The sequence below is a fragment of the Mycolicibacterium sp. lyk4-40-TYG-92 genome (assembly GCF_030209435.1).
GTDB lineage: Bacteria > Actinomycetota > Actinomycetes > Mycobacteriales > Mycobacteriaceae > Mycobacterium.
On sequence record NZ_JARVRX010000003.1, the window covers coordinates 1 to 21924 of the forward strand.

A 21924-nucleotide genomic window follows, 5' to 3' on the forward strand; every position below is an offset into this window, starting at 1 on the left:
GCACCTCCACGGGCGTGCACGCCCAGACCTTCTGCCTGGTGAAATCCGCATGAGCAACCACAGCCTCGACGCCCCGACCGACTCTTTCCCCAGAGCTGAGCAGCCGCCGCACCGGCCGCTGATCCCGCGCCTGATCCGCACGCTCGCGATCCCGGTCATCGTGGCCTGGATCGGCATCGTCGTCATGCTCAGCACGATCGTCCCGGGGCTCGACGAGGTCGGCAAGATGCGCTCGGTCTCGATGTCGCCGCACGACGCGCCGTCGATGATCGCGATGAAGCAGGTCGGTTCCGACTTCAAGGAATTCGACTCCGACAGCTCGGCCATGGTGGTGCTCGAGGGCGAGCAGCCGCTGGACGCCGCCGCCCACGCGTACTACGACCAGATCGTCGCCAAGCTGCAGGCCGACACCGCGCACGTCGAGCATGTGCAGGACTTCTGGAGCGACCCGCTGACCGCGTCGGGCTCCCAGAGCGCGGACGGCAAGTCCGCCTACGTGCAGGTCTACCTGCGCGGTAACCAGGGCGAATCCCTCGCCAACGAGTCCGTCGAGACCGTCGACAAGATCCTCAAGAGCATCCCCGCTCCCCCGGGCGTGAAGAGCTACGTCACCGGCGCGGCCGCGCAGGCGTCCGATATGAACGTCGCCGGCGACCGCAGTCTGAAGATCATGGAGGCCGTCTCGTTCGCGGTCATCATCATCATGCTGCTGCTGGTGTACCGGTCGATCGTCACGGTGCTGATCGAGCTGTTCATCGTGATGGTGCTGGTGGGCGCGGCGCGCGGCCTGGTCGCCGTGCTCGGCTACTACAAGATCATCGGCCTCTCGACGTTCGCCACCAACCTGCTGCCGATGCTGGCCATCGCGGCGGCCACCGACTACGCCATCTTCCTGATCGGCCGGTATCAGGAGGCGCGCACCGCGGGGATGTCGAAAGACGACGCCTACTACGACATGTACCACGGCACCGCGCACGTCATTCTCGGTTCAGGTCTGACGATCGCCGGCGCGACATACTGCCTGCACTTCACCCGACTGCCGTACTTCCAGACGCTCGGTATCCCGCTGGCCATCGGCATGGTCACCGTGGTGCTGGCCGCGCTGTCCCTCGGCCCGGCCCTCATCACCGTGGTCACCAAGTGGGGCAAGACGCTCGAACCCAAGCGCGCGATGCGGGTGCGCGGCTGGCGCAAGATCGGCGCGGCGATCACCCGCTGGCCGGGCCCGATCCTGGTCGCCACCATCGCGGTCGCCCTGGTCGGCCTGCTGGCGATCCCCGGCTACAAGACGAGTTACGACGATCGTCAGTACATGCCCGCGGACCTCACGTCCAACGAGGGTTATGCGGCCGCCACTCGACACTTCTCCCCGGCCCGCATGAACCCCGACCTCCTGCTGGTCCAGACCGACCACGACCTGCGCAACCCGGCGGACTTCCTCGTGATCAACAAGATCGCGAAAGCCGTTGTGGCCGTTCCCGGTATCGCTCAGGTGCAGGCCATCACCCGGCCCGAGGGCACGCCCATCGAGCACTCGACCATCCCGTTCCAGCTGGGTATGCAGAGCACCACGCAGGTGATGAACCAGAAGTACCAGCAGGACATGATGGCCGACATGCTCAAGCAGGTCAACGACATCCAGGTGAGCATCGACACCATGACCAAGATGCAGGCCATCACGGTTCAGATGTCGACCGTCATGGACAGCATGGTCGGGAAGATGCACGGCATGCTGTACGACATCGAAGATCTGCGCAACCACATCTCCGATTTCGACGACTTCTTCCGGCCGATCCGCAACTACCTGTACTGGGAACCGCACTGCTACGACATCCCGGTCTGCTGGTCCATTCGATCGGTGTTCGACACCCTCGACGGCATCGACACCATGACGGACGACTTCCAGACCGTCATCCCCGACATGGACAAGATGTCCGCGCTGACCAAGCAGATGGTCCAGGTCATGCCCCCGCAGATCGAGACCATGAAGAACATGAAGAAGTACATGCAGATGATGTACGCCACCCAGAAGGGGCAGCTGGATCAGCAGGCCGAGGGCCAGAAGAACTCCAGCGCCATGGGTGAGGCCTTCGACAAGTCGAAGAACGACGACTCGTTCTACCTGCCGCCGGAGGCCTTCGACAGCGCCGACTTCAAGCGGGGTATGAAGAACTTCATCTCGCCGGACGGCAAGTCGGTGCGCTTCATCGTGCAGCACGAGGGCAATCCGCTTACGCCCGAAGGCATCTCGCACATCGACGCGATCAAGCTGGCCGCCAAGGAGGCGATCAAGGGCACCCCGCTGGAGGGCTCCAAGATCTACCTGGCCGGTAGCGCTGCGACCTTCCGCGACATGGCCGAGGGTTCGGACTACGACCTGATGATCGCCGGAATCTCCGCTCTCGCACTGATTTTCGTCATCATGCTGATCATCACGCGAGCCGTGGTGGCGGCCGCGGTGATCGTGGCGACGGTGGCGATATCCCTGGGCGCGTCGCTGGGTATGTCGATCCTCATCTGGCAGTACCTGATCGGCCTACCCCTGCACTGGATGGTGATACCGATGTCGGTGATCATCCTGCTGGCCGTCGGTGCGGACTACAACCTGCTCCTGGTCGCCCGGTTCAAGGAGGAGATCCAGGCGGGCCTCAACACCGGCATCATCCGGGCCATGGGCAGCACCGGCTCGGTGGTCACCAACGCCGGCCTGGTCTTCGCGTTCACCATGTCGTCGATGATCATCAGCGAGCTGCGCATCATCGGCCAGGTGGGCACGACAATCGGCCTGGGCCTGCTGTTCGACACCCTGGTCGTCCGGTCGTTCATGATGCCGTCGATCGCCGCCCTCATGGGCAAGTGGTTCTGGTGGCCGCAGATCGTGCGTCAGCGTCCGGTGCCGGTGCCGTGGCCACAGCCCGCTGAGAAGGCCGACGCGACCGTCTGACCCGTCATACCGAAAACGCCGCGCTGAGATCGCCTCTCAGCGCGGCGTTTTGGTTATGCGCCACCAGCGTTCCACTCGCGAAACACCGGCGGCGTCCCGATAGAAGCCGAGTACCTTTTCGGGACGCCGGTAGTCCCTGGGTTCAATCGCCGGCGTCAGATTGCCGTCCCCATTGAACTCACGGACTCCGCTGTCCACACATCCGCGCGGACTTCCCGGTCGCGCGACCCGCGCCGGACACCGGCCCGTGGACGCAAAATGCCCGCCTCCGCGCGACGGGGTCGTCGCACCGAGGCGGGCACAAGCGTGAGTATGGGTTGGAATGGCGGGGCCGGCCGGCCCCTGTAGCGCCACGCAGGCGCTACCGGTCTACCGGATCAGGCGCCGAAGCCGCGGCCCGTGGACCACGCGAACACCGCATGGGCCGCAGAACCCGCCATCTGATGGATTTCGGCTTCCGTGCCCCCGAGCTCGCGGATACGGTCGGCGAAGGTCGACTCGATGATGCCCGAACACGTCGACAGCAAGTCCATCAACGATGCGCCCGCCGCCGGCTGTGCCGACTCGAACTGGTTCGGCAAATGCGCTACTGCTCCCACGACCACTCCTGACCTCAAACTGATGTTTCCAGCTATCTAATTTTATCGGCTAAGTACCGGTCGTGACTAGGCCTTTTGCCGTGACACTGACCAGTGTACCTAATGCATTGTGGTGTGCGTCACATCGACGCGACCGAGATTCAACTTTGATCGCATCGTTATCACCATTGGTCCCACGGCACACTCCAGTCGCCGTTCTGCCACAGCTGCAGGGGCTTGCCGCCGGTGTTCCGCACCTCGACCACGTCGCCCGGCACGGAGAAGTTGTAGAACCACTGCGCGTTGTCGTGATTCAGGTTCAGGCAGCCGTGACTGGTGTTGGTGTTGCCCTGGGCCCACACCGTCGCGTCGAGCTGATGCAGGTACACCCCATCCGTACTGACGCGCACGGCGTACGGGATGGTCTCCTTGTACCCGAGGTGGTTGTTGATCGGCAGGCCGTACGTCGACGAGTCCATGACAACCGGATTGCTCTTATCGAGCACGGTGTAGACCCCGGGTTGCGTCCAGAAACTCAGCGTCTTGCCATTGACGGTTTCGGTACCCCCGCGCCCCATCGAGGTCGGCATGGTCTTCACCAGCGCGCCGCCGTCGTACACACTGACCTTCTTGGTCGCGTCGTCGGCGATCGACACGTGGGAGGCGCCGATGGTGAACGTCGGTCCGCCGGCCACCGACACCACGGTGCCCGGTGCCCAGTACTGCGGCGGACGCCAGTGCGCGGTGGTGTTGTTGACCCAGTGCCAGGACCCGGTCACCGGCGGGTTCGCGGTCACCACGAGGTCCCGTGCGGCCGCGGCCTCGTCGACCGGAGCGGCGAAGTGCGCGACGATCACGGTGCCGATGCCGTAGGTCGCACCTTCCCGAATGGGCGCCCCGGACGTCATCGTGAACGAGACCGGCGGCGGCCCCGGCGGGGGCGCGTCGTCGTCTGCGGATGCCACCGCGGTGGGGACGAGAAGGATCGTGGACATTGCCATTACAAACACGCGTGCCGCCAACATGCGGTCACAGTACCGATGCTCCATTCGTCACCCCCTCTCCGGTGAATCCCTCGATGTGCCAGCAACATTAGGGACGGGTACTGAGGGCGGCTTAGTCTGCGCCTAAGAATCGGCTGAGTGCGTCGGTAACGCGCGCCACACGGCCGCCAGAGCCCGCCCCGCCGTCACAATCCTTTGCGGTCCAAGGCAAACCACGGGACTTCACCTAGCATCGTCACCGATGGTGGCCGAAAGCATCCCCGACTCCCCCGCGGTCCCGGTCAAGACCGCCGATCTGGTGCTGTCGGGAGGCGGCGTCAAGGCAATCGGATTGGTCGGCTCCGTCGTCGCGCTCGGCGACGCGGGTTACCACGTCGGCCGGGTCTCCGGGACGTCGGCCGGGTCCCTGGTGGGCGCCGTGATCGCCGCCGCGAACCGTCATCAGCCGGCCGGATGTCTACTCAGCGGTGACCAGTTCCGGGAGCTGGCGATGACCCTGCCCTACCGCACGTTCCTGGATCCTGTTGGCACCAGCCGAATCCCGGTGCTGGGCAAGTACTGGACCGCCTTCCGCGGCCAGGGGATGTACCGCGGCGACGCCATTCACGACTGGGTCGACGGCGAGCTGCGCAATCTGGGCGTGCGGACCTTCGGCGATCTCGCGCTCGACGACCACGAGCTACCGCAGGAGCAGCGCTACCGCCTGGTCGTCACGGTCGCCGACATCACCCTCGGCACGCTGGTCCGGCTGCCATGGGACTACCGCCGGATGTACGGCCTCGATCCCGACGAGCAGTCAGTAGCGGACGCGGTCAGCGCATCCATGGCCATCCCGTTCTTCTTCCGGCCGGTGACGATCACGAGCGCTTCAGGCACGACGTCTACGCTGATCGATGGCGGCCTGCTGTCGAACTTCCCGATGTATTCGCTGGATCGCACCGACGGCAAGACCCCGCGCTGGCCCAGCTTCGGCATCACCGTGACGGCCCAGCGACCCGCTCAGGGTGACGGTGACCCGGGCCCTGGTCTGGCACCGGTGATCGACCTGCCCGGTGCCCCGCACCTTTTGGAGAACCTCATCAACACCGCATTGCTCGGTCATGACCAGACTTATCTCCGACAGCCGTCGGTCGCGGCCCGGACGATAGTGGTCGACGCGGCCGGCATCGGATACCTCGATTTCGACATTTCCCAGGCCGACCGGAAGCGGCTATACGACAACGGCTACTCCGCCGCAAACGAATTCCTGAATACCTGGGACTGGCCCACTTACCTACACCGATTTCACGCGGGTTCAGCGTGAATTCACCGCAATGTCAGTAGCGCGGGCGCGGCACTCCGTCGGCGCCGATGTTCAGGCCCGGGCACAAGTGCACCATCGCCATGTCCATCACGAAAGTCGCGGACGCCTTGTTCACCTTCAGGGACTTGGAGATGTCGTTCACGGCATCCCCCGTCGGCTGACCCGCGTACACGAACATATTGCAGGTCAGACGCCCGGTTTTGAGCAGATCGGCATCGCTGCTCTGCATCCGGCCGTGCAGCTCGGTGAGATAGGCGAGCTCCGCGGCATTGGCAGCGGCATTCGTCGGCACGCAGTCGAGCGGATTGCCCCGTTCGGCGCAGGCCGCCATCTGGCCCGTTCCGACATCAGCCGATGCGGGGGCAGAAATGCCTAGAACAGCCACCGCCAGAGCCGCCAACAACTGACCGGTGATCACACGCGCAGTCATCGCAACGACACCTCCCGACCGCCTATAAGACGCTTCCGTCAATTAATGTCCGGCACCGCCCCCGCAGTGTCCGTAACGGAATAATAAAGATTGTTCGGGCATAGCGATAACCGAACGGGAAATGAAGCTTTAACGACCTATGGCCGTAATACCGCCGAAACGGTCAGACCGCGCTTGGGACCACTTTCGACTCGGCGACCTGCGGCACTATTCCGGCGGCAACAACACCCAATTCTCCCGACGGGTCCAGCGCATCGGGCCACGGGCCGGCCAGTGCATCGAACTCAACTTGATGGCGGCCCACTGCCCGCTCGACGGCGCGCAGCGACACACTGCAGTCGCGCGCCCGGCGGCCGCACCCGCACTGCTGACCAGGGTGCTCGGCGCAACCGGCCACATAACGATCGACCGCGGCACGAAGCGTCGGATGCACGGGACGCGCCAACGCGATGCTGCGCACCTGGCCGCGGCGCCCGATCCAGCTGGCCACCACGTCTTCGCCCATGTCGTCGAGGGCCTGGACGTAAGCCTCCAACTCGGCTCGCGGGGACGGGTCGCCGGCGGCCGCCGGGCCGACGATTTCGATCACCGCGTGGCACTGCCAGTCCACCGGCCGGAACCGCAACGTCCGCCGGCCCGATCGCACGATCTGACCGCCCGCGCTCACCATCGCGCCGTCCGGTTGGGCCGTGTCGAACAACCACCGCATACCGACGAGCAATTCGGGGAGATGCCGGGTGACGACGCGCTCCGGCCGCTTCGAACCGAGCCCCTGACGTACCTCGGTCCGACCATGCCGGCGCGGGATGCGCAGCCCACTCGAATCCATCGTCATAGCAGCCTCCCAGCAAATCCCTCTTGTCCGCCCAAGAGCGGCGTCCATCCTCATTAGAGCACGGTCACAGGCGGCCCGACGATACGTCAAACGACTGACATCCAGCAGTTCTCGCTAACCACTCGGACCGACCCATAGGCAACGTCCGGACCATGCGCCCCACAAGAAACGCCGGTTACATTTCTATGATCACCTGCCATTTTTGACGCGCCAACCCGCATAACTGTCCAGCTCGCCGATGTCGTCCGAGCAACGACCCTCTGGCAGCCAGCTAATCGCACGGCAAAGTACATACCTACGGTATGATAAGCGCATCCGCCATCGGCCCAGCGCCGATATTTACGTTGTCGGCAAACTCCGGCAGACGGGCGTACGCAAACGGCACCGCGGCCCGATAACCACGACCGGCCCGGCGCGCGTTTGCGTGTTGGCAGCGCCATTCCCGCGGGCAGATGCGAGACTCACGACGTGCACCCGATCCGCTCGCGCCGCAGTTTCCTGGCACTGGCCGCCGGTGCGGCAGGCGCCGCGATGGTCGCCGCGTGCTCCAAGCCGCCGGCCTCGGGCACCGTCGCCGGCGACGGGTCGGTCACGATCAATCACGCATTCGGATCCACGCGCATTCCGGCACCGCCGAAGAGCGTGGTGTGCGCAGGCCTCACCGGGCAGGACGAGCTGCTGGCCGTCGGCGTCGTCCCGATCGCCGTGACCGAGTGGTTCGGAAACCAGCCATTCGCGGTGTGGCCGTGGGCCCAGCCCGCGCTCGGCCCGGCCCAGCCGGCCGTCCTGAACCTCAACGACGGCATCCAGGTGGAGAAGATCTCCGCGCTGAAGCCCGACCTCATCATCGCCACCAACGCCGGGCTGGATGCCGACACCTACAAGAAGCTGTCGGCGATCGCCCCGACAATCGCCCAGTCCGGCCAGGACGCCTTCTTCGAGCCTTGGAAAGAGCAGGCCACCGTCATCGGGCAGGCCGTCTTCAAGGCTGACGACATGAAGCGACTCATCGACGGCGTCGACGCGAAGTTCACCGGCGCAGGCCAGGCCCACCCAAAGCTCAATGGCCGAAAGATGTTGCTCGTCAACGGCCTTCCGACTGCCGACGGGGTCGAGATCACACCGGCCGGCTGGCGCACCGACTTCCTCACCGAGATGGGCATCGCCCTCCCGGGCGGGCTGGACTCGTTCACCAAGGGGCAACACGCGTTCGTGCCGCGCGACCAGATTGCCACGGCGTTCCGCGACGCGGACGTGCTGATCTGGACGCTCGATGCCGACGAACAGCGGCCCGCGGTCCTGGCCGACCCGACGGTCGCGCAACTGAGCCAGGCGAAAACCAACCGGATCGTGTTCCCCAACAAGGATCTGTCCGCGGCCATCACGTTCGCCTCGGTGCTGTCCTACCCCGCCGTGGCCGATCAGCTGCCACCCCTGCTGACCGCGGCCCTGGCCTGAGGTTGCACTCGCCGCTCTGCCTGCCAAGATGTTCGACGTGACCGTCGCCGAGCGCCCCGACCAGCACGCCCGCTTCGCGCAGGTCGGGTCGGCCTACTATCCGATCCTGATCGCGGTGTTCACGGCCCTGGTGATCATTTCCAACGTCACCGCCACCAAGGGCGTGGCATTCGGCCCGATCATCACCGACGGCGGCTTCATCGTCTTCCCGCTCACCTACATCATCGGCGACGTGCTGTCGGAGGTGTACGGCTTCAAGGCCGCGCGGCGGGCGATCTATCTCGGCTTCGCCATGAACATCCTTGCTGCCCTGACCTTCTGGGCGACGATCTATCTGCCGGCCGCCGACTTCTACCCGAACCAGGCGCACTTCGAGAACGTCGTGCACTCCTACACGCAGCTGATCATCGCCGGGCTGGCCGGATTCATCGTCGGACAGACGATCAATGCGTGGGTGGTGGTGGCCATCAAGGAGCGCACCAAGGAGAAGCACCTGTGGGCGCGACTGGTGGGCTCGACGTTCGCCGGCCAACTCGGTGACACCCTGGTGTTCTGCGCCATCGCCGCCAACGCCATCGGCATCAGCACGTTCCACGACTTCGCCATCTACACCGGCCAGGGCTGGCTGTACAAGACGGCCGTCGAGATCATCTTCCTGCCGGTGACCTACCGGGTGATCAGCTACATCAAGCGCCATGAACCGACCTACGAATTTGCTGTCTGAGCGCTTGTTAAGGCTCCTCTGGCGAGTGCGTAAGGACGCGTTAATTACCGGCTACCCGCGGGTAGGTTGGAGTGATGACCGTCACAGTGGACAAAGTTGGCACGACGATGCTCGGCACCGTCCGTAACTACGGCGACCAGGCCCTGCTGCTGGAATTGAACAGCACTGCCGAGGTCCTGGCCTGGACCGACACGCTGAGAGCCGCGAATCTGCCCGGCATCCTCGACATCGTCCCGGCATCGCGGACCATCCTGGTCAAGCTCGCCGCACCGCGATATCGCATCCCGACCGAGCAACGGCTGTCCAAGCTCCGCCTCGCGGAGGTCGACAACGCCGAGGTCGGCGCCCCACAGCAGCCCGACGTGACCATCGACGTCGTGTACGACGGCATGGACCTCGACGAAGTCGCCAAGCTGACCGGACTGACCCCGGACGAGGTGATCGCCGCCCACACCGGGTCGCTGTGGCGCGTTGCGTTCGGCGGCTTCACGCCCGGCTTCGCCTATCTGGTCGGTGGCGACGAGCGACTGCAGGTCCCGCGCCGTAGTGAGCCGCGCACGCGCGTGCCGGCGGGCTCGGTGGCCCTCGCCGGTGAGTTCGGCGGTGTCTACCCACGCGAGACGCCCGGCGGCTGGCAGTTGATCGGCCGTACCGACGCCACGTTGTGGGACCTCGAGCGGGAGCAGCCGGCGTTGCTGGTTCCGGGTATGCACGTGCAATTCCGGGCAATCGGTTAGGAGCGCGACCATGACCGCAACACTCGAAATCCTGAAGACCGGCCCGCTCGCGCTCGTCGAGGATCTGGGCCGGCCCGGCCTGGCCCACATGGGCGTGAGTCGCTCGGGCGCTGCCGACCGCCGCTCGCATGCGCTGGCCAACCGGCTGGTGGCCAACCCCAACGATCGCGCCACCATCGAGGTGACGTTCGGTGGCTTTTCCGCGCGGGTCCACGGTGGCGGGAGAGAAGGCGTGGCGGTGGCTGTCACCGGCGCCGACGCCGATCCCTCGGCCAACGGAAAACTGTTCGGGAACAACAGCATCCACTACGCCCACGACGGCGACGTGATCTCGCTGGGGGCACCGCACACCGGCTTGCGCAGTTATGTCGCGGTGCGCGGCGGCGTCGTCGTGGATCCGGTGCTCGGCTCCCGTAGCTACGACGTCATGTCAGCCATCGGCCCGCGGCCGCTGCAGCCCGGTGACGTGCTCGCCATCGGCGAGCACACCGCCGAGTTCCCCGAGCTGGATCAGGCGCCCGTGGCGGCCATCGCCGACGACCTGCTCGAGCTGCTGGTGGTGCCCGGTCCACGCGACGACTGGTTCGTCGACGCCGATGCCCTGGTGCACACCGAGTGGGTTGTCACCGATCGCAGCGACCGCGTCGGGATGCGGCTCAACGGCCGGCCGCTGAAGCACCGCTGGCCCGACCGTCAGCTGCCCAGCGAGGGGACGACACGGGGTGCAATTCAGGTGCCGCCCAACGGTTTACCGGTGATTCTCGGCCCCGACCACCCGGTCACCGGCGGCTACCCGGTGATCGGTGTCGTCGCCGACGACGACATCGACAAGGTGGGTCAGATCCGGCCCGGACAGCACGTGCGGATGCACTGGTCCAAGCCGCGTCAGCCGTTTGGCGCCTGAACCCGCGTAGGCACCAGCGCAGGCTGCGCAATCCTGGTAGAACGAGGGGGTGCACCCCACGGATCTCTCCCGCGTCCACAACGTTCACACGGCGCGACTGGTCCACACCGCTGATCTCGATGCCGAGACCCGCGAGGGGGCACGGCAGATGGTCATCGAGGCCTACGACGGCGATTTCTCCGATGCCGACTGGGAGCACTCACTGGGCGGCATGCATGCGTTGATCTGCCGACACGGCGCGATCATCGCGCACGGCGCCGTGGTGCAGCGCCGGCTCATGTACCGCAACACCGCACTGCGGTGCGGCTACGTCGAAGCCGTTGCGGTCCGCGAGGACTGGCGGGGCCAGGGGCTGGCCACCGCGGTCCTGGACGCCGTCGAACAGGTGATCCGCGGCGCCTACGAGATCGGGGCGCTCAGCTCGTCGGATGCGGGGCGGCCGATCTATACCGCGCGCGGCTGGAAGCCGTGGCGGGGGACGACGTCGGTGCTGGCGCCGGCCGGTGTCAATCGCACGCCCGAAGACGATCATTCGCTGTTCGTGCTGCCGGTCTCGGTCGAGGTCGATACCACCGCCGACATCACCTGCGACTGGCGCGAGGGCGACGTCTGGTGAGCCCTTGTGAGGTTTTTGCGCGCAAATCCCCAGTTCAGCGCCACATGTGACGTAAACGTCACCCTTTCTGCGTTGGCGACACCCTTGAGCAATGACTGGGTAACGAGCCGGAAACACGGTGTCCGTTCACTGGGCGCATGAGTGATCCCGAACGGGCCCCGCTCACCGGATTTCGGGTGGCGGTGACCTCCGCACGACGTGCCGATGAGCTGTGCACCCTGCTGCGCCGCCGCGGCGCGACGGTGATCGCCGCCCCCGCCATCTCGATGGTGCCGCTTCCCGACGACGACGAGCTCCGCACCAACACCCGGGCGCTGCTCGAAGTGCCGCCCGACGTCCTGATCGCCACGACCGGCATCGGATTCCGCGGCTGGATGTCCGCCGCCGACGACTGGGGCGTGTCGGGCGAACTGACCGAGGCACTCAGTCGCGCCCGGATCGTCTCCCGCGGACCGAAGGCCACCGGCGCGCTGCGGGCGGCCGGCCTCCCCGAGGAGTGGTCACCCGATTCCGAGTCGTCCCGCGAGGTGCTGGGCTATCTGTTGCAGGGTGGCATATCCGGCATGCGGATCGCCGTGCAGCTGCATGGCGCCACCGATGAGTGGGACCCGTTTCCCGAGTTTCTCGACGAGCTGCGCCGCGCCGGCGCCGACGTCGTCCCGATCAGGGTGTACCGGTGGCAGCCGGCACCGTCCGGCGGCGCCTTCGACTCGCTGGTCAACGATATCGCCGAGCGCCGGCTCGACGCCGTCAGCTTCACCTCGGCGCCCGCGGTGGCGGCGACCCTGCTGCGCGCGACCGAACTCGGCATCAATGATCAAGTGCTGGAAGCGTTTCGGAGTCAGGTGCACGCCATGTGCGTCGGTCCCGTGACAGCGCGGCCGCTGGCCCGGCTGGGTGTGCCGACCTCCGCTCCCGAGCGCATGCGCCTGGGTGCGCTGGCTCGCCACATCGCCGACGAGCTGCCCGTGCTGCAGGCCCGAAAGCTGCGGGCCGCCGGCCACGATCTCGAGATCCGCGGTACCTGCGTCGTCGTCGACGGTGTGGTCAAGGATCTTTCACCGGCCGGGATGTCGATCGTGCGGGCACTGGCGCTGCGGCCCGGTGCGGTGGTGTCACGGCAGGAACTTCTGGCCGCATTGCCGGGCAGCGGTTCGGACACCCATGCCGTCGAGACCGCGGTCCTGCGTCTGCGAACGACCTTGGGAGACAAGGAGATCGTCGCGACCGTGGTGAAGCGCGGCTACCGGCTGGCGGTCGACGACTACACGGCAGGTGCGCGGTGAACCCCGTCCTGGTCGCGCACGGCACCCGCAAGGGGTCGGGTGTCGCGATGATCGGTGATCTTGCCGAGCAGGTCAGCGGACTGCTGGACCGCCAGGTGCACACCGCGTTCGTCGACGTCCTCGGACCCACACCGGCCGAGGTGCTGTCGACGCTGCCGCCCGGCCCGGCTGTCGTCGTACCGGCCTTCTTGTCGTCGGGGTACCACGTCCACAACGACATCCCCGCCGGCATCGCCGAGAGCCGCCGCCGGGACGTCACGGTGACGCCGGCGCTCGGACCGTCAACCGCAATGGTCCGGGTACTGGCGGACCGGCTGATCGAATCAGGCTGGCGTCCATCGGATTCCGTGGTGCTGGCTGCTGCGGGGACCTCGGACCCGCGCGCCGCCGGCGACCTGCGCCGGACGTGCGCCATGCTCTCGGCGACGCTCGGCAGCCGCGTCGAGCTGGCGTTCGCGATCAGCGGCACGCACTGGGTCGGTGACGTCGTCGCCCGGCTGCGCAAGCGCGGCGCCGGGCGGATTGCCGTGGCGTCGTATCTGTTGGCCGACGGACTCTTTCAGGACCGGCTGTACACGTGCGGGGCCGACGTGGTGACCGACCCGCTGGGCCGGCATCCGGGCGTCGCCAAACTGGTGGCACACCGGTTCCGGACGGCCCGGTTGTCGCTGGCCGCCTAGGTTTTCGGCCGAAACTCAAGGGGTACCGCCCAGTTGTGGGGGATATCGCGGCCCATACTGGAGACATGGCCAAGCGGACGGGCAATGACGTAGCGCTGGACACCTACCGGTTTCTCCGTGGCGGCATGGTGGTCATGGCCGTTCTGCTGGGCGCGGCGCTGGCCGTCGAGCGCGCGCACGCCACGTGCTGGCAGACCTCGATCAGCGCCTACTACTTCACCACCGCGCATGCCGTGTTCATCGGCGCACTGTTCGCCATCGGCGCCATGCTCATCGTTTACCAGGGTGCCAGCGACACGGAGAACACCCTGCTCAACCTGGCCGGCGTGCTGGCCTTCGTGATCGCCGTCGTCCCCACCACGCGGCCCGTACTGCAGTGCGGCACAGCTGATCCCGTGGCGGTGCAGACCGGATCGGCCGTGCTGTTCAACGCCTGGACGGTCGCGGTGGTGCTCGCCGGTTCACGCGTCGCGTCGTGGTTGTTGTTCCGGCCCTACCGGGCAAGCACCATGCTGGGTGCCGCCGCGCGGTGGCTGCAGCGCGCGGTGCTCGGGACCGGCGTCGTGGTGCTGATCGTGGCACCGGAGTGGTTCCGGATCAATGCCCACGGCATTGCCGCGGCCGTCATGTTCGGGGCCATCGTGCTGACGGTGTTCAGCTCGGCCTTCGGCACCGCGCCGGCGTGCGGAAGTCGTTACCGTGGCGCGTACCAGGCGATCTCACTGCTGATGGCCGGCACCTTGGTGACCGCCGTGGTGCTGCACCTGACCCTCGACGGCTTCAACCACGCAGTGCTGATCGCGGAGATCGCCCTGATCATCGAGTTCACGGCGTACTGGGTATTGCAGACCATCGAGGACAACTCCTGCACGCGCTGACTGCCCCGGCTAAGCCGCTGCGTCGACTCCGAGCGGTCCGATCTCGACCAGCCCGGCCCACACCCGGATCGGGTAGACGGGCAGGCGCACCGAGGGATCATCAAGGCAGACACCGTCATCCAGGGCGAAGGCCTGTTTCTTGATGGGGCTCTGCACGCAGACCCGGCCGGCACGGTCGCCGACGAGGCCACGGGACATGACTGCCGCGCCGGAGAACGGGTCGATGTTGCCGACGGCGTACAGCGATCCGTCGTGCAGGCGGAACAGTGCCGCCTGCGTGCCGTCGGGCAGCAGCACGCCGGCCCCGCGTCCGGGCACCAGCCGGTGGTACGGGCAGACCGCGGTCCATTCCGAACGGTCCTGGTACTGCGCAACTTCGGACAGGTCATTGAGCGTCATCGTGTCTCCTGATCAGCTCTTGGCGGGCGGGACGGTGGGCATGCCGATCGGCACCTTGCGGCCGTTGCGCTCGGTGAACGCGATGGTCGGGTCGGCGACATCGGGCGCGTTGACGAACGAGACGAACTGCGTCAACTTCGCGCGGTCTTCCAGCACGCCCTTCCACTCGCAGGAGTAGCCGTCGACGTGCCGTTCCATGGCGGCTTCGAATTCGCTTGCCAGACCGAGAGAGTCGTTGCACACGACGTCGCGGACGTGGTCGAGGCCCATCTGGTCGACCCACGGGGCCGTGCGCTGCAGCCGGTCCGCGGTGCGGATGTAGAACATCAGGAACCGGTCGATGTAGCGGACCAGGGTCTCGTCGTCGAGATCGCCGGCGAGCAGCTGCGCGTGCGCGGGCGTCATACCGCCGTTGCCGCCGACGTACAGGTTCCAGCCGTTCTCCGTGGCGATGACGCCGACGTCCTTGCCGCGGGCCTCGGCGCATTCCCGGGCGCAGCCGGAGACGCCCATCTTGATCTTGTGCGGCGACCGCAGTCCGCGGTAGCGCAGCTCCAGATCGATGGCCATCTGCACCGAATCCTGTTGTCCGTAGCGGCACCAGTCGCTGCCGACGCAGCTCTTGACGGTGCGCAGCGACTTGCCGTACGCCTGCCCGGACTCCATGCCGCCGTCGACCAGACGCCGCCAGATTTCCGGCAGCTGGTCCACCCGCGCACCGAACATGTCGATCCGCTGGCCACCCGTGATCTTGGTGTAAAGCCCGAAGTCCCTGGCGATCTCGCCGATCAGGATCAACTGCTCCGGGGTGATGTCACCGCCCGGAACGCGCGGCACCACCGAGTAGCTGCCGTTCTTCTGGATGTTGGCCAGGAAGTGGTCGTTGGAGTCCTGCAGCGCGGCCTGCTCGCCGTCGAGGATGTGACCGCTGCTGGTCGACGCCAGGATCGAGGCGATGGCGGGTTTGCAGATGTCGCAACCCTTTCCGGATCCGAACTGGGCGATCAGACCGGAGAACGTGCGGATCGAGGTGGCCGAGATGATCTCGAACATCTCGGCGCGCGACTGCGGGAAGTGCTCGCACAGGGCCTTGGACTGCTCGACGCCCTGGGCTTCCAGCAGCTGCTTGAGCAGCGGAACGCAGGAGCCGCAGGAAGTCCCGGCCTTGGTGCAGGCCTTCAGGCCGGCGACGTCGGAGCAGCCGCCCTCGATCGCGCCGCACAGGTCGCCCTTGGTGACGTTGTTGCAGGAGCAGATCTGCGCGGCGTCCGGCAGGGCGCCCACACCGAGAGCGCCTGCGCCGTCACCGGATCCGGCCGGGGCGATGAGTGCCAGCGGGTCACCCGGCAGCGCCTCGCCGACCATCGGGCGCAGTACGCCGTATGCCGACGCGTCGCCGACCAGGATGCCACCCAAGAGGGTCTTGGCATCGTCGGACAGCACCAGCTTGGCGTAGGTCTGCTTCACCGGGTCGTTGACCACGACCTGCAGGCAGTCGGGCGTAACACCCTGGGCGTCACCGAAACTCGCGACGTCGACGCCGAGCAGCTTCAGCTTGGTCGACATGTCGGCCTCGGGGAACTCCGCGGCACCACCGAGCAGCCGGTCGGCCACCACCTCGGCGGTGGTGTAGCCGGGCCCGACCAGGCCGTAGCAGCGGCCCTCGACCGCGGCGACCTCACCGATGGCGTAGATGTCGGGGTCGCTTGTCACACACGACAAGTCGGTCAGGACGCCACCACGCTCGGCCATGTCCAGACCCGCCTCGCGAGCCAGCTCGTCCCGGGGACGCACACCGGCGGCGAAGATGACCAGGCCGGCGTCGATCAGGGTGCCGTCGCTGAGCAGCACGCGCACGCCCTCGTCCAGCGGCTCGATGGCGTCGGTGCCGACGTCCAGGTGCACCGAGATGCCGAGTTTGCCGATCATGCGGGCCAGCAGCGCACCGCCGGCGTCGTCGAGCTGCTGATTCATCGGACGGGGCGCCCGCTCGACGATGTGGGCCTGCATGCCGTACTGGCGCAACGCATTCGCCGCTTCCAGACCGAGCAGACCACCACCGATGACGACACCGGTGTTGTTGCCGTGTTCGGCCGAGCGCTGCATGGCGGCGCGGATGCCGTCGAGGTCGTCCAGGGTGCGGTAGACGAAGCAGCCGTCGAGCTGATGCCCGGGCACCGGCGGCACGAAAGCGTAAGAGCCGGTGGCCAACACCAGCTTGTCGTACGCGATGCCGCGACCCGACTCGGTCACCACGGTCTTCGCGGCGCGGTCGATACCGCCGACCTTGTCGGCCAGCACGAGGTCGACCAGCCCGTCGCCGTCATATCCGTTGCCCGGCAACGCCAGCTTCGACCGGTCCCAGTGCTCGGTGTACCCCGTCAGCCCCACCCGGTCATACGCGGCGTCTGCTTCTTCGGACAGCACTGTGATGCGCCATTGGCCCGCGGCATCCCGCGAGCGCAGCGCCTCGACGAGGCGGTGGCCGACCATTCCGTGGCCTACGACCACAAGGTTCTTCGCGTCCATGCCCCAAAAGGTAGGGAGGCGATATTGCGGATTGTGTTGCCGCGTGTGAATCGACCGTCACGCTCTTCTCACAGGCCTCGGCAATCGCCGGTGAAGTGCGTGCGCCCGGTCACAGGGCCTGCGGAGAGTTATCCGACGCCGGCAGGCGGGGCGGGGGTTGCCGTCGTGTACGGGTTGTAGATCGTCGTCGTGGTGGTGGTCGTCCCGTAACCGGAGGTGCTCGACGGCGTGTAAGTGCTGGTGGTCGTCGACGTCTCGTCCGTCGTCGACGTTTCCGACGTGCTTTCCGTCGTCGTCGTCGTTGTCGTCGTCGTGGTGGTTGTCGTCGTGGTGGTCCGCGTCGTCGTCCGTTTGGTGGTGGTCGGATACGTCGTCAATACCGTGGAATCACCGACCGGACCGGACGGCTGCTCGGACTCCTCGGAGGTCTGAATCACCTGGTAGATCAGGACGATCAGCAGCACCGCGGCAGCAGCGCCGGCGGCCCACCACAACCCGTAATTTTCGTCGGCGTCCCGCTCGTGCTCGGAGTCGCTCACTGCCACCGCGCCAGAATATCCGCGGCCGCCGTGCCCAGGGCCCGCTGCAGGAACGGCCCGAAGCTGATCCGGCCGACGCCCAGGGGACCGAAGGACGCGGGATCGTCGGACTCCGGGATCGCGATGGCGTTGATGGGCAACGGCAGGTCGGCGGCCAGCCGGCGATAGGTGTCATCATCGTGGCGACCGACCGGATACAGGGAGTCGGCCCCGGCCTCGGCGCACAGCTTCAACCGCGCCGCGGCACGCTCGTACCGGTCGGCCTCATCGCCGATCTGACGCAGGAACAGGTCAGTGCGGGCGTTGATCACGACGTGGACGCCGGAAGCGTCTGCCGCCCTGCGCAATTCACCGATCAGGTCGGCGTGCTCCTGGGCCTCGCGGATGCGTCCACCCTCCTTGTGCACGGTGTCCTCGATGTTCAGCCCCACCGCGCCCGCGGCCAGCAGACCGGAGATGAGGCGGCTCGGGGCCTCGCCGTAGCCGGATTCGATGTCGACCGACACCGGCACGTCGACTGCCGCGGTGATCTGGGCGACGCGCGTCGTCAGATCGTCGAACGACATGCCTTCGCCGTCGGGCTTGCCCACCGAGTCGGCGACGGGGTGGCTACCGACCGTCAGCGCGGTGAACCCGGCCGATACCGCCAGTGTCGCCGACCAGGCGTCCCACACGGTCGGGAGGACGACCGGATTTCCCGGCTGGTGCAGGGCCAAGAGTGCTTCGGCGCGCTGCGCCAGGACCGCGTCGGACATGGTCACACCGTACCGACAGGCCCTGCGGCGACATGCCGACACCGTCCCGACAAACGTGACCTGTCTCACTTTCATCTCCGGATCTGACTAGCATCCGGTGTCGTACTGTGATTTATGACACCCTTCAGCCCAAGGAGGTCGCCCGATGTCCACCACTACTGAGCTCACCGAACTGCACGAGTTGATCGGCAGTTTGCGTCGGTCCGTCAGCTCGCTGGCCGCCAAATACGGGGACTCCCCCGCCACCCGCCGCATCGCGAATGACGCCGAGCGCCTGGCTGTCGACATCGAACGGCTGGACATCGACATCGAAGAACTGGAATTCAGCCGCGGCATCAAGCAGCAAGGCCCGGCCAAGGAGAAGATCGTGATCCCCGACCACGACTACTCCAGCGATTTCTGGAACGACCACGACGGTGGCGTCGGCGGCTGACCGGCATGGGCACGGCGGTCCGTCGTGCCCAGCACCGGACCCGTTCCCACAACTTCATAGGTAGACCCTGCCCCCAACCGAAATCGAGGCTGTCTTCGTGAGCGCACCCGCCGCCAACCGTCCCGGGACCGGCGTCTTCTCCCCCACGCGTGCGCAGATACCGCAGCGCACCCTGCGGACCGATAACTGGCTCAAATCCCCGATTCTCATCGACCTGGGTTTCGCCGCATTCATCATCTACGCGACGGTGCGCGCCTTCCAGCGGGACCATTTCTACGTCGCGGACTACCACTACCTGACGCCGTTCTACTCACCGTGTCTGAGCGTCAAGTGTGGTGCCGCCAGCGAGTTCTGGCCCCAGCTCCTGCCCGCCGACGGACCACTGTCGCTGATTCCCTTCGCGGCGCTTTCCCTGCCGTTCCTACTGCTGTTCCGGCTGACCTGCTACTACTACCGCGGCGCCTACTACCGCACGGTGTGGCAGTCCCCGACGGCCTGCGCCGTCGCCGAACCGCACGCCAAGTACACCGGTGAGACGCGGTTGCCGCTGATCATCCAGAACACCCACCGGTACTTCTTCTACATCGCGGTCATCATCTCGGTGATCAACACCTACGACGCCATCGTCGCGTTCCATTCGCCCAGCGGTTTCGGTTTCGGGCTCGGCAACCTCATCCTGCTGGGCAACGTCATCATGCTGTGGGTCTACACGGTGTCCTGCCACTCCTGCCGGCACGTCACCGGCGGCCGGCTCAAGCACTTCTCGAAACACCCTGTGCGCTACTGGATCTGGACCCAGGTCAGCAAGCTCAACACCCGCCACAAGCTGTACGCGTGGATCACCCTCGGCACCCTGATGTTCACGGACTTCTACGTCATGGCCGTGTCCGCCGGTTGGTTCAACGACCTCAGGTTTGTCGGATGAGCTTCGTGGTCACCGAAACGTTCTGATTTCCAACGCTATTCACGACAATTTGGAGTTATTTCATGGCTGAACTCGAACGGCACGAATACGACGTCGTCGTAATCGGAGCCGGCGGGGCGGGGTTGCGTGCGGTCATCGAGGCCCGCGAGCAGGGCCTGCGCGTGGCGGTGGTGTGTAAGTCGCTGTTCGGCAAGGCCCACACCGTCATGGCCGAGGGTGGCTGCGCGGCGTCGATGCGCAATGCCAATTCCAAGGACAGCTGGCAGATCCACTTCGGCGACACCATGCGTGGCGGCAAGTTCCTGAACAACTGGCGCATGGCCGAGCTGCACGCCCGCGAAGCACCGGACCGCGTGTGGGAGCTGGAGACCTACGGCGCGCTGTTCGACCGCACCAAGGACGGCCGGATCAGCCAGCGCAACTTCGGCGGCCACACCTATCCGCGCCTCGCGCACGTCGGTGACCGCACCGGCCTCGAGATCATCCGCACCATGCAGCAGAAGATCGTCTCGCTGCAGCAGGAGGACTTCAAAGAGACCGGTGACTACGAGGCCCGGATCAAGGTGTTCCACGAGTGCACCATCACCGAGCTGGTCAAGGACGGCGACCGCATCGCCGGCGCATTCGGTTACTGGCGCGAGTCGGGCCGGTTCGTGCTGTTCGAGGCGCCCGCGGTGGTGCTGGCCACCGGCGGCATCGGCAAGTCGTTCAAGGTGTCGTCGAACTCCTGGGAGTACACCGGCGACGGCCACGCCCTGGCGCTGCGGGCCGGCGCGACGCTGATCAACATGGAGTTCATCCAGTTCCACCCGACGGGCATGGTCTGGCCGCCATCGGTGAAGGGCATCCTGGTCACCGAGGGTGTGCGCGGCGACGGCGGAGTGCTCAAGAACTCCGAGGGCAAGCGCTTCATGTTCGACTACATCCCTTCGGTGTTCAAAGGCCAGTACGCCGAGACCGAGGAAGAAGCCGACCAGTGGCTCAAGGACAACGACTCCGCACGACGCACCCCTGATCTGCTGCCCCGCGACGAGGTGGCGCGCGCCATCAACTCCGAGGTCAAGGCCGGCCGCGGCACGCCGCACGGCGGCGTGTACCTCGACATCGCCTCACGCATCCCCACCGAGGAGATCAAGAAGCGCCTGCCGTCGATGTACCACCAGTTCATGGAACTGGCCGAGGTCGACATCACCAAGGACGAGATGGAAGTCGGCCCGACCTGCCACTACGTCATGGGTGGCATCGAGGTCGACCCCGACACCGGCGCGGCGCGCACGCCCGGCCTGTTCGCCGCCGGCGAGTGCTCCGGCGGTATGCACGGCTCCAACCGGCTCGGCGGCAACTCACTGAGTGACCTCCTGGTGTTCGGCCGACGGGCCGGCCTCGGCGCGGCGCAGTACGTGAAGGGGTTGCCGGCGCGGCCGGTCGTCTCGGATGACGCACTGACCACGGCGGCCCGCGAAGCGCTGGCGCCGTTCGATGAGCACGTCGGCGCGGAGAACCCGTACACCCTGCACACCGAGCTGCAGCAGGCGATGAACGACCTGGTCGGCATCATCCGCACCAAGGAAGAGATCGAGCAGGCGCTGCTCAAGCTCGACGATCTGAAGCGCCGGATGCACAACATCACCGTCGAGGGCCACCGGCAGTTCAACCCCGGCTGGCACCTGGCCGTTGACATGCGCAACATGCTGCTGGTCAGCGAATGTGTCGCCAAGGCCGCCCTGGCCCGCACCGAGAGCCGTGGCGGCCACACCCGCGACGACTACCCGGAGATGAGCGCCGACTGGCGCAACATTCTGCTGGTGTGCAGTGCGGGCGGGGGCGACCCGATCGTCCCCGACGTGACCGTCACGCCGGAACAGCAGGTGCCCATGCCCGCCGAACTGCTCGCCTGTTTCGAGCTGTCGGAGCTGGAGAAGTACTACACCGACGCCGAACTGGCCGCCCATCCGGAACGGAGCTAG

General features: G+C 66.5%; 20 protein-coding genes and 1 pseudogene. 13 read left to right on the forward strand and 8 right to left on the reverse strand.

Annotated features, from left to right (window positions below; genetic code table 11):
- The first annotated feature begins 49 nt into the window (after window positions 1-49).
- Window positions 50-2944, forward strand: coding sequence for an MMPL/RND family transporter (locus QRN63_RS06315; protein WP_267316042.1), 2895 nt, complete (start codon window positions 50-52; stop codon window positions 2942-2944).
- 377 nt (window positions 2945-3321) lie between these two features.
- On the opposite strand, the gene QRN63_RS06320 is transcribed toward QRN63_RS06315, so the two are convergent.
- Window positions 3322-3543: a hypothetical protein gene (locus QRN63_RS06320; protein WP_267316043.1), complete on the reverse strand. Its 222-nt coding sequence runs from the start codon at window positions 3541-3543 to the stop codon at window positions 3322-3324.
- A gap of 161 nt (window positions 3544-3704) precedes the next feature.
- Window positions 3705-4490, reverse strand: a pseudogene (locus QRN63_RS06325) (L,D-transpeptidase); the annotation flags it as partial.
- A gap of 277 nt (window positions 4491-4767) precedes the next feature.
- On the opposite strand from QRN63_RS06325, the gene QRN63_RS06330 reads away from it, so the two are divergent.
- Window positions 4768-5829 carry a patatin-like phospholipase family protein gene (locus QRN63_RS06330; RefSeq protein WP_285030032.1) on the forward strand — a complete coding sequence of 354 codons (1062 nt, stop codon included), beginning with the start codon at window positions 4768-4770 and terminating at the stop codon, window positions 5827-5829.
- 13 nt (window positions 5830-5842) lie between these two features.
- Here QRN63_RS06330 and QRN63_RS06335 read toward each other — a convergent pair whose 3' ends face one another.
- Together QRN63_RS06335 and QRN63_RS06340 are read right to left on the reverse strand one after the other, a co-directional pair.
- Window positions 5843-6259: a DUF732 domain-containing protein gene (locus QRN63_RS06335; RefSeq protein ID WP_061001472.1), complete on the reverse strand. Its 417-nt coding sequence runs from the start codon at window positions 6257-6259 to the stop codon at window positions 5843-5845.
- A gap of 163 nt (window positions 6260-6422) precedes the next feature.
- Entirely contained in the window at window positions 6423-7094 is a 672-nt protein-coding gene (locus tag QRN63_RS06340) for a hypothetical protein (protein WP_267316045.1), read from the reverse strand.
- A 468-nt stretch (window positions 7095-7562) separates the two neighbouring features.
- On the opposite strand from QRN63_RS06340, the gene QRN63_RS06345 reads away from it, so the two are divergent.
- From QRN63_RS06345 to QRN63_RS06380, 8 genes are all read left to right on the forward strand, one after another.
- On the forward strand, window positions 7563-8552 hold the full coding sequence (locus QRN63_RS06345; RefSeq protein WP_285030035.1) for an ABC transporter substrate-binding protein: 990 nt from the start codon (window positions 7563-7565) through the stop codon (window positions 8550-8552).
- Between the two features lie 28 nt (window positions 8553-8580).
- Window positions 8581-9276, forward strand: coding sequence for a queuosine precursor transporter (locus tag QRN63_RS06350; RefSeq protein WP_285030036.1), 696 nt, complete (start codon window positions 8581-8583; stop codon window positions 9274-9276).
- A 74-nt stretch (window positions 9277-9350) separates the two neighbouring features.
- Entirely contained in the window at window positions 9351-10013 is a 663-nt protein-coding gene (locus tag QRN63_RS06355) for a 5-oxoprolinase subunit B family protein (protein WP_285030037.1), read from the forward strand.
- A 10-nt stretch (window positions 10014-10023) separates the two neighbouring features.
- The gene (locus tag QRN63_RS06360) at window positions 10024-10917 is read left to right on the forward strand and encodes a 5-oxoprolinase/urea amidolyase family protein (RefSeq protein ID WP_267316049.1); all 894 of its coding nucleotides are present in this window, start codon (window positions 10024-10026) and stop codon (window positions 10915-10917) included.
- A 49-nt stretch (window positions 10918-10966) separates the two neighbouring features.
- Entirely contained in the window at window positions 10967-11533 is a 567-nt protein-coding gene (locus tag QRN63_RS06365; protein ID WP_267316050.1) for a GNAT family N-acetyltransferase, read from the forward strand.
- 137 nt (window positions 11534-11670) lie between these two features.
- Window positions 11671-12819 (forward strand): uroporphyrinogen-III synthase, encoded by a 1149-nt coding sequence (locus QRN63_RS06370; protein WP_267316051.1) that lies wholly within the window; start codon window positions 11671-11673, stop codon window positions 12817-12819.
- Complete coding sequence (locus QRN63_RS06375) at window positions 12816-13499, forward strand: sirohydrochlorin chelatase (protein ID WP_285030039.1); 684 nt, start codon at window positions 12816-12818, stop codon at window positions 13497-13499. Before QRN63_RS06370 ends, QRN63_RS06375 begins: the two co-directional genes overlap by 4 nt.
- Before the next feature lie 65 nt (window positions 13500-13564).
- Window positions 13565-14377 (forward strand): hypothetical protein, encoded by an 813-nt coding sequence (locus QRN63_RS06380; protein WP_285030041.1) that lies wholly within the window; start codon window positions 13565-13567, stop codon window positions 14375-14377.
- Window positions 14378-14386: 9 nt separating this feature from the next.
- Here the strand turns inward: QRN63_RS06380 and nirD are convergent, their stop codons facing one another.
- From nirD to QRN63_RS06400, 4 genes are all read right to left on the reverse strand, one after another.
- Window positions 14387-14776 carry a nitrite reductase small subunit NirD gene (gene nirD, locus QRN63_RS06385; RefSeq protein ID WP_267316054.1) on the reverse strand — a complete coding sequence of 130 codons (390 nt, stop codon included), beginning with the start codon at window positions 14774-14776 and terminating at the stop codon, window positions 14387-14389.
- A 12-nt stretch (window positions 14777-14788) separates the two neighbouring features.
- Entirely contained in the window at window positions 14789-17305 is a 2517-nt protein-coding gene (gene nirB, locus QRN63_RS06390; protein WP_267316055.1) for a nitrite reductase large subunit NirB, read from the reverse strand.
- 128 nt (window positions 17306-17433) lie between these two features.
- Window positions 17434-17850, reverse strand: coding sequence for a hypothetical protein (locus QRN63_RS06395; RefSeq protein ID WP_267316056.1), 417 nt, complete (start codon window positions 17848-17850; stop codon window positions 17434-17436).
- Complete coding sequence (locus QRN63_RS06400; RefSeq protein WP_285030043.1) at window positions 17841-18599, reverse strand: isocitrate lyase/PEP mutase family protein; 759 nt, start codon at window positions 18597-18599, stop codon at window positions 17841-17843. Before QRN63_RS06400 ends, QRN63_RS06395 begins: the two co-directional genes overlap by 10 nt.
- A 145-nt stretch (window positions 18600-18744) precedes the next feature.
- Here QRN63_RS06400 and QRN63_RS06405 point away from each other — a divergent pair, with 145 nt between their 5' ends.
- The 3 genes from QRN63_RS06405 (at window position 18745) to QRN63_RS06415 (ending at window position 21924) form a co-directional block, all read left to right on the forward strand.
- Window positions 18745-19032 (forward strand): Rv0250c family protein, encoded by a 288-nt coding sequence (locus QRN63_RS06405; RefSeq protein ID WP_267316058.1) that lies wholly within the window; start codon window positions 18745-18747, stop codon window positions 19030-19032.
- A gap of 97 nt (window positions 19033-19129) precedes the next feature.
- Window positions 19130-19957: a succinate dehydrogenase subunit SdhC gene (sdhC, locus tag QRN63_RS06410; RefSeq protein ID WP_267316059.1), complete on the forward strand. Its 828-nt coding sequence runs from the start codon at window positions 19130-19132 to the stop codon at window positions 19955-19957.
- Window positions 19958-20019: 62 nt separating this feature from the next.
- The gene (locus QRN63_RS06415) at window positions 20020-21924 is read left to right on the forward strand and encodes a fumarate reductase/succinate dehydrogenase flavoprotein subunit (RefSeq protein WP_267316060.1); all 1905 of its coding nucleotides are present in this window, start codon (window positions 20020-20022) and stop codon (window positions 21922-21924) included.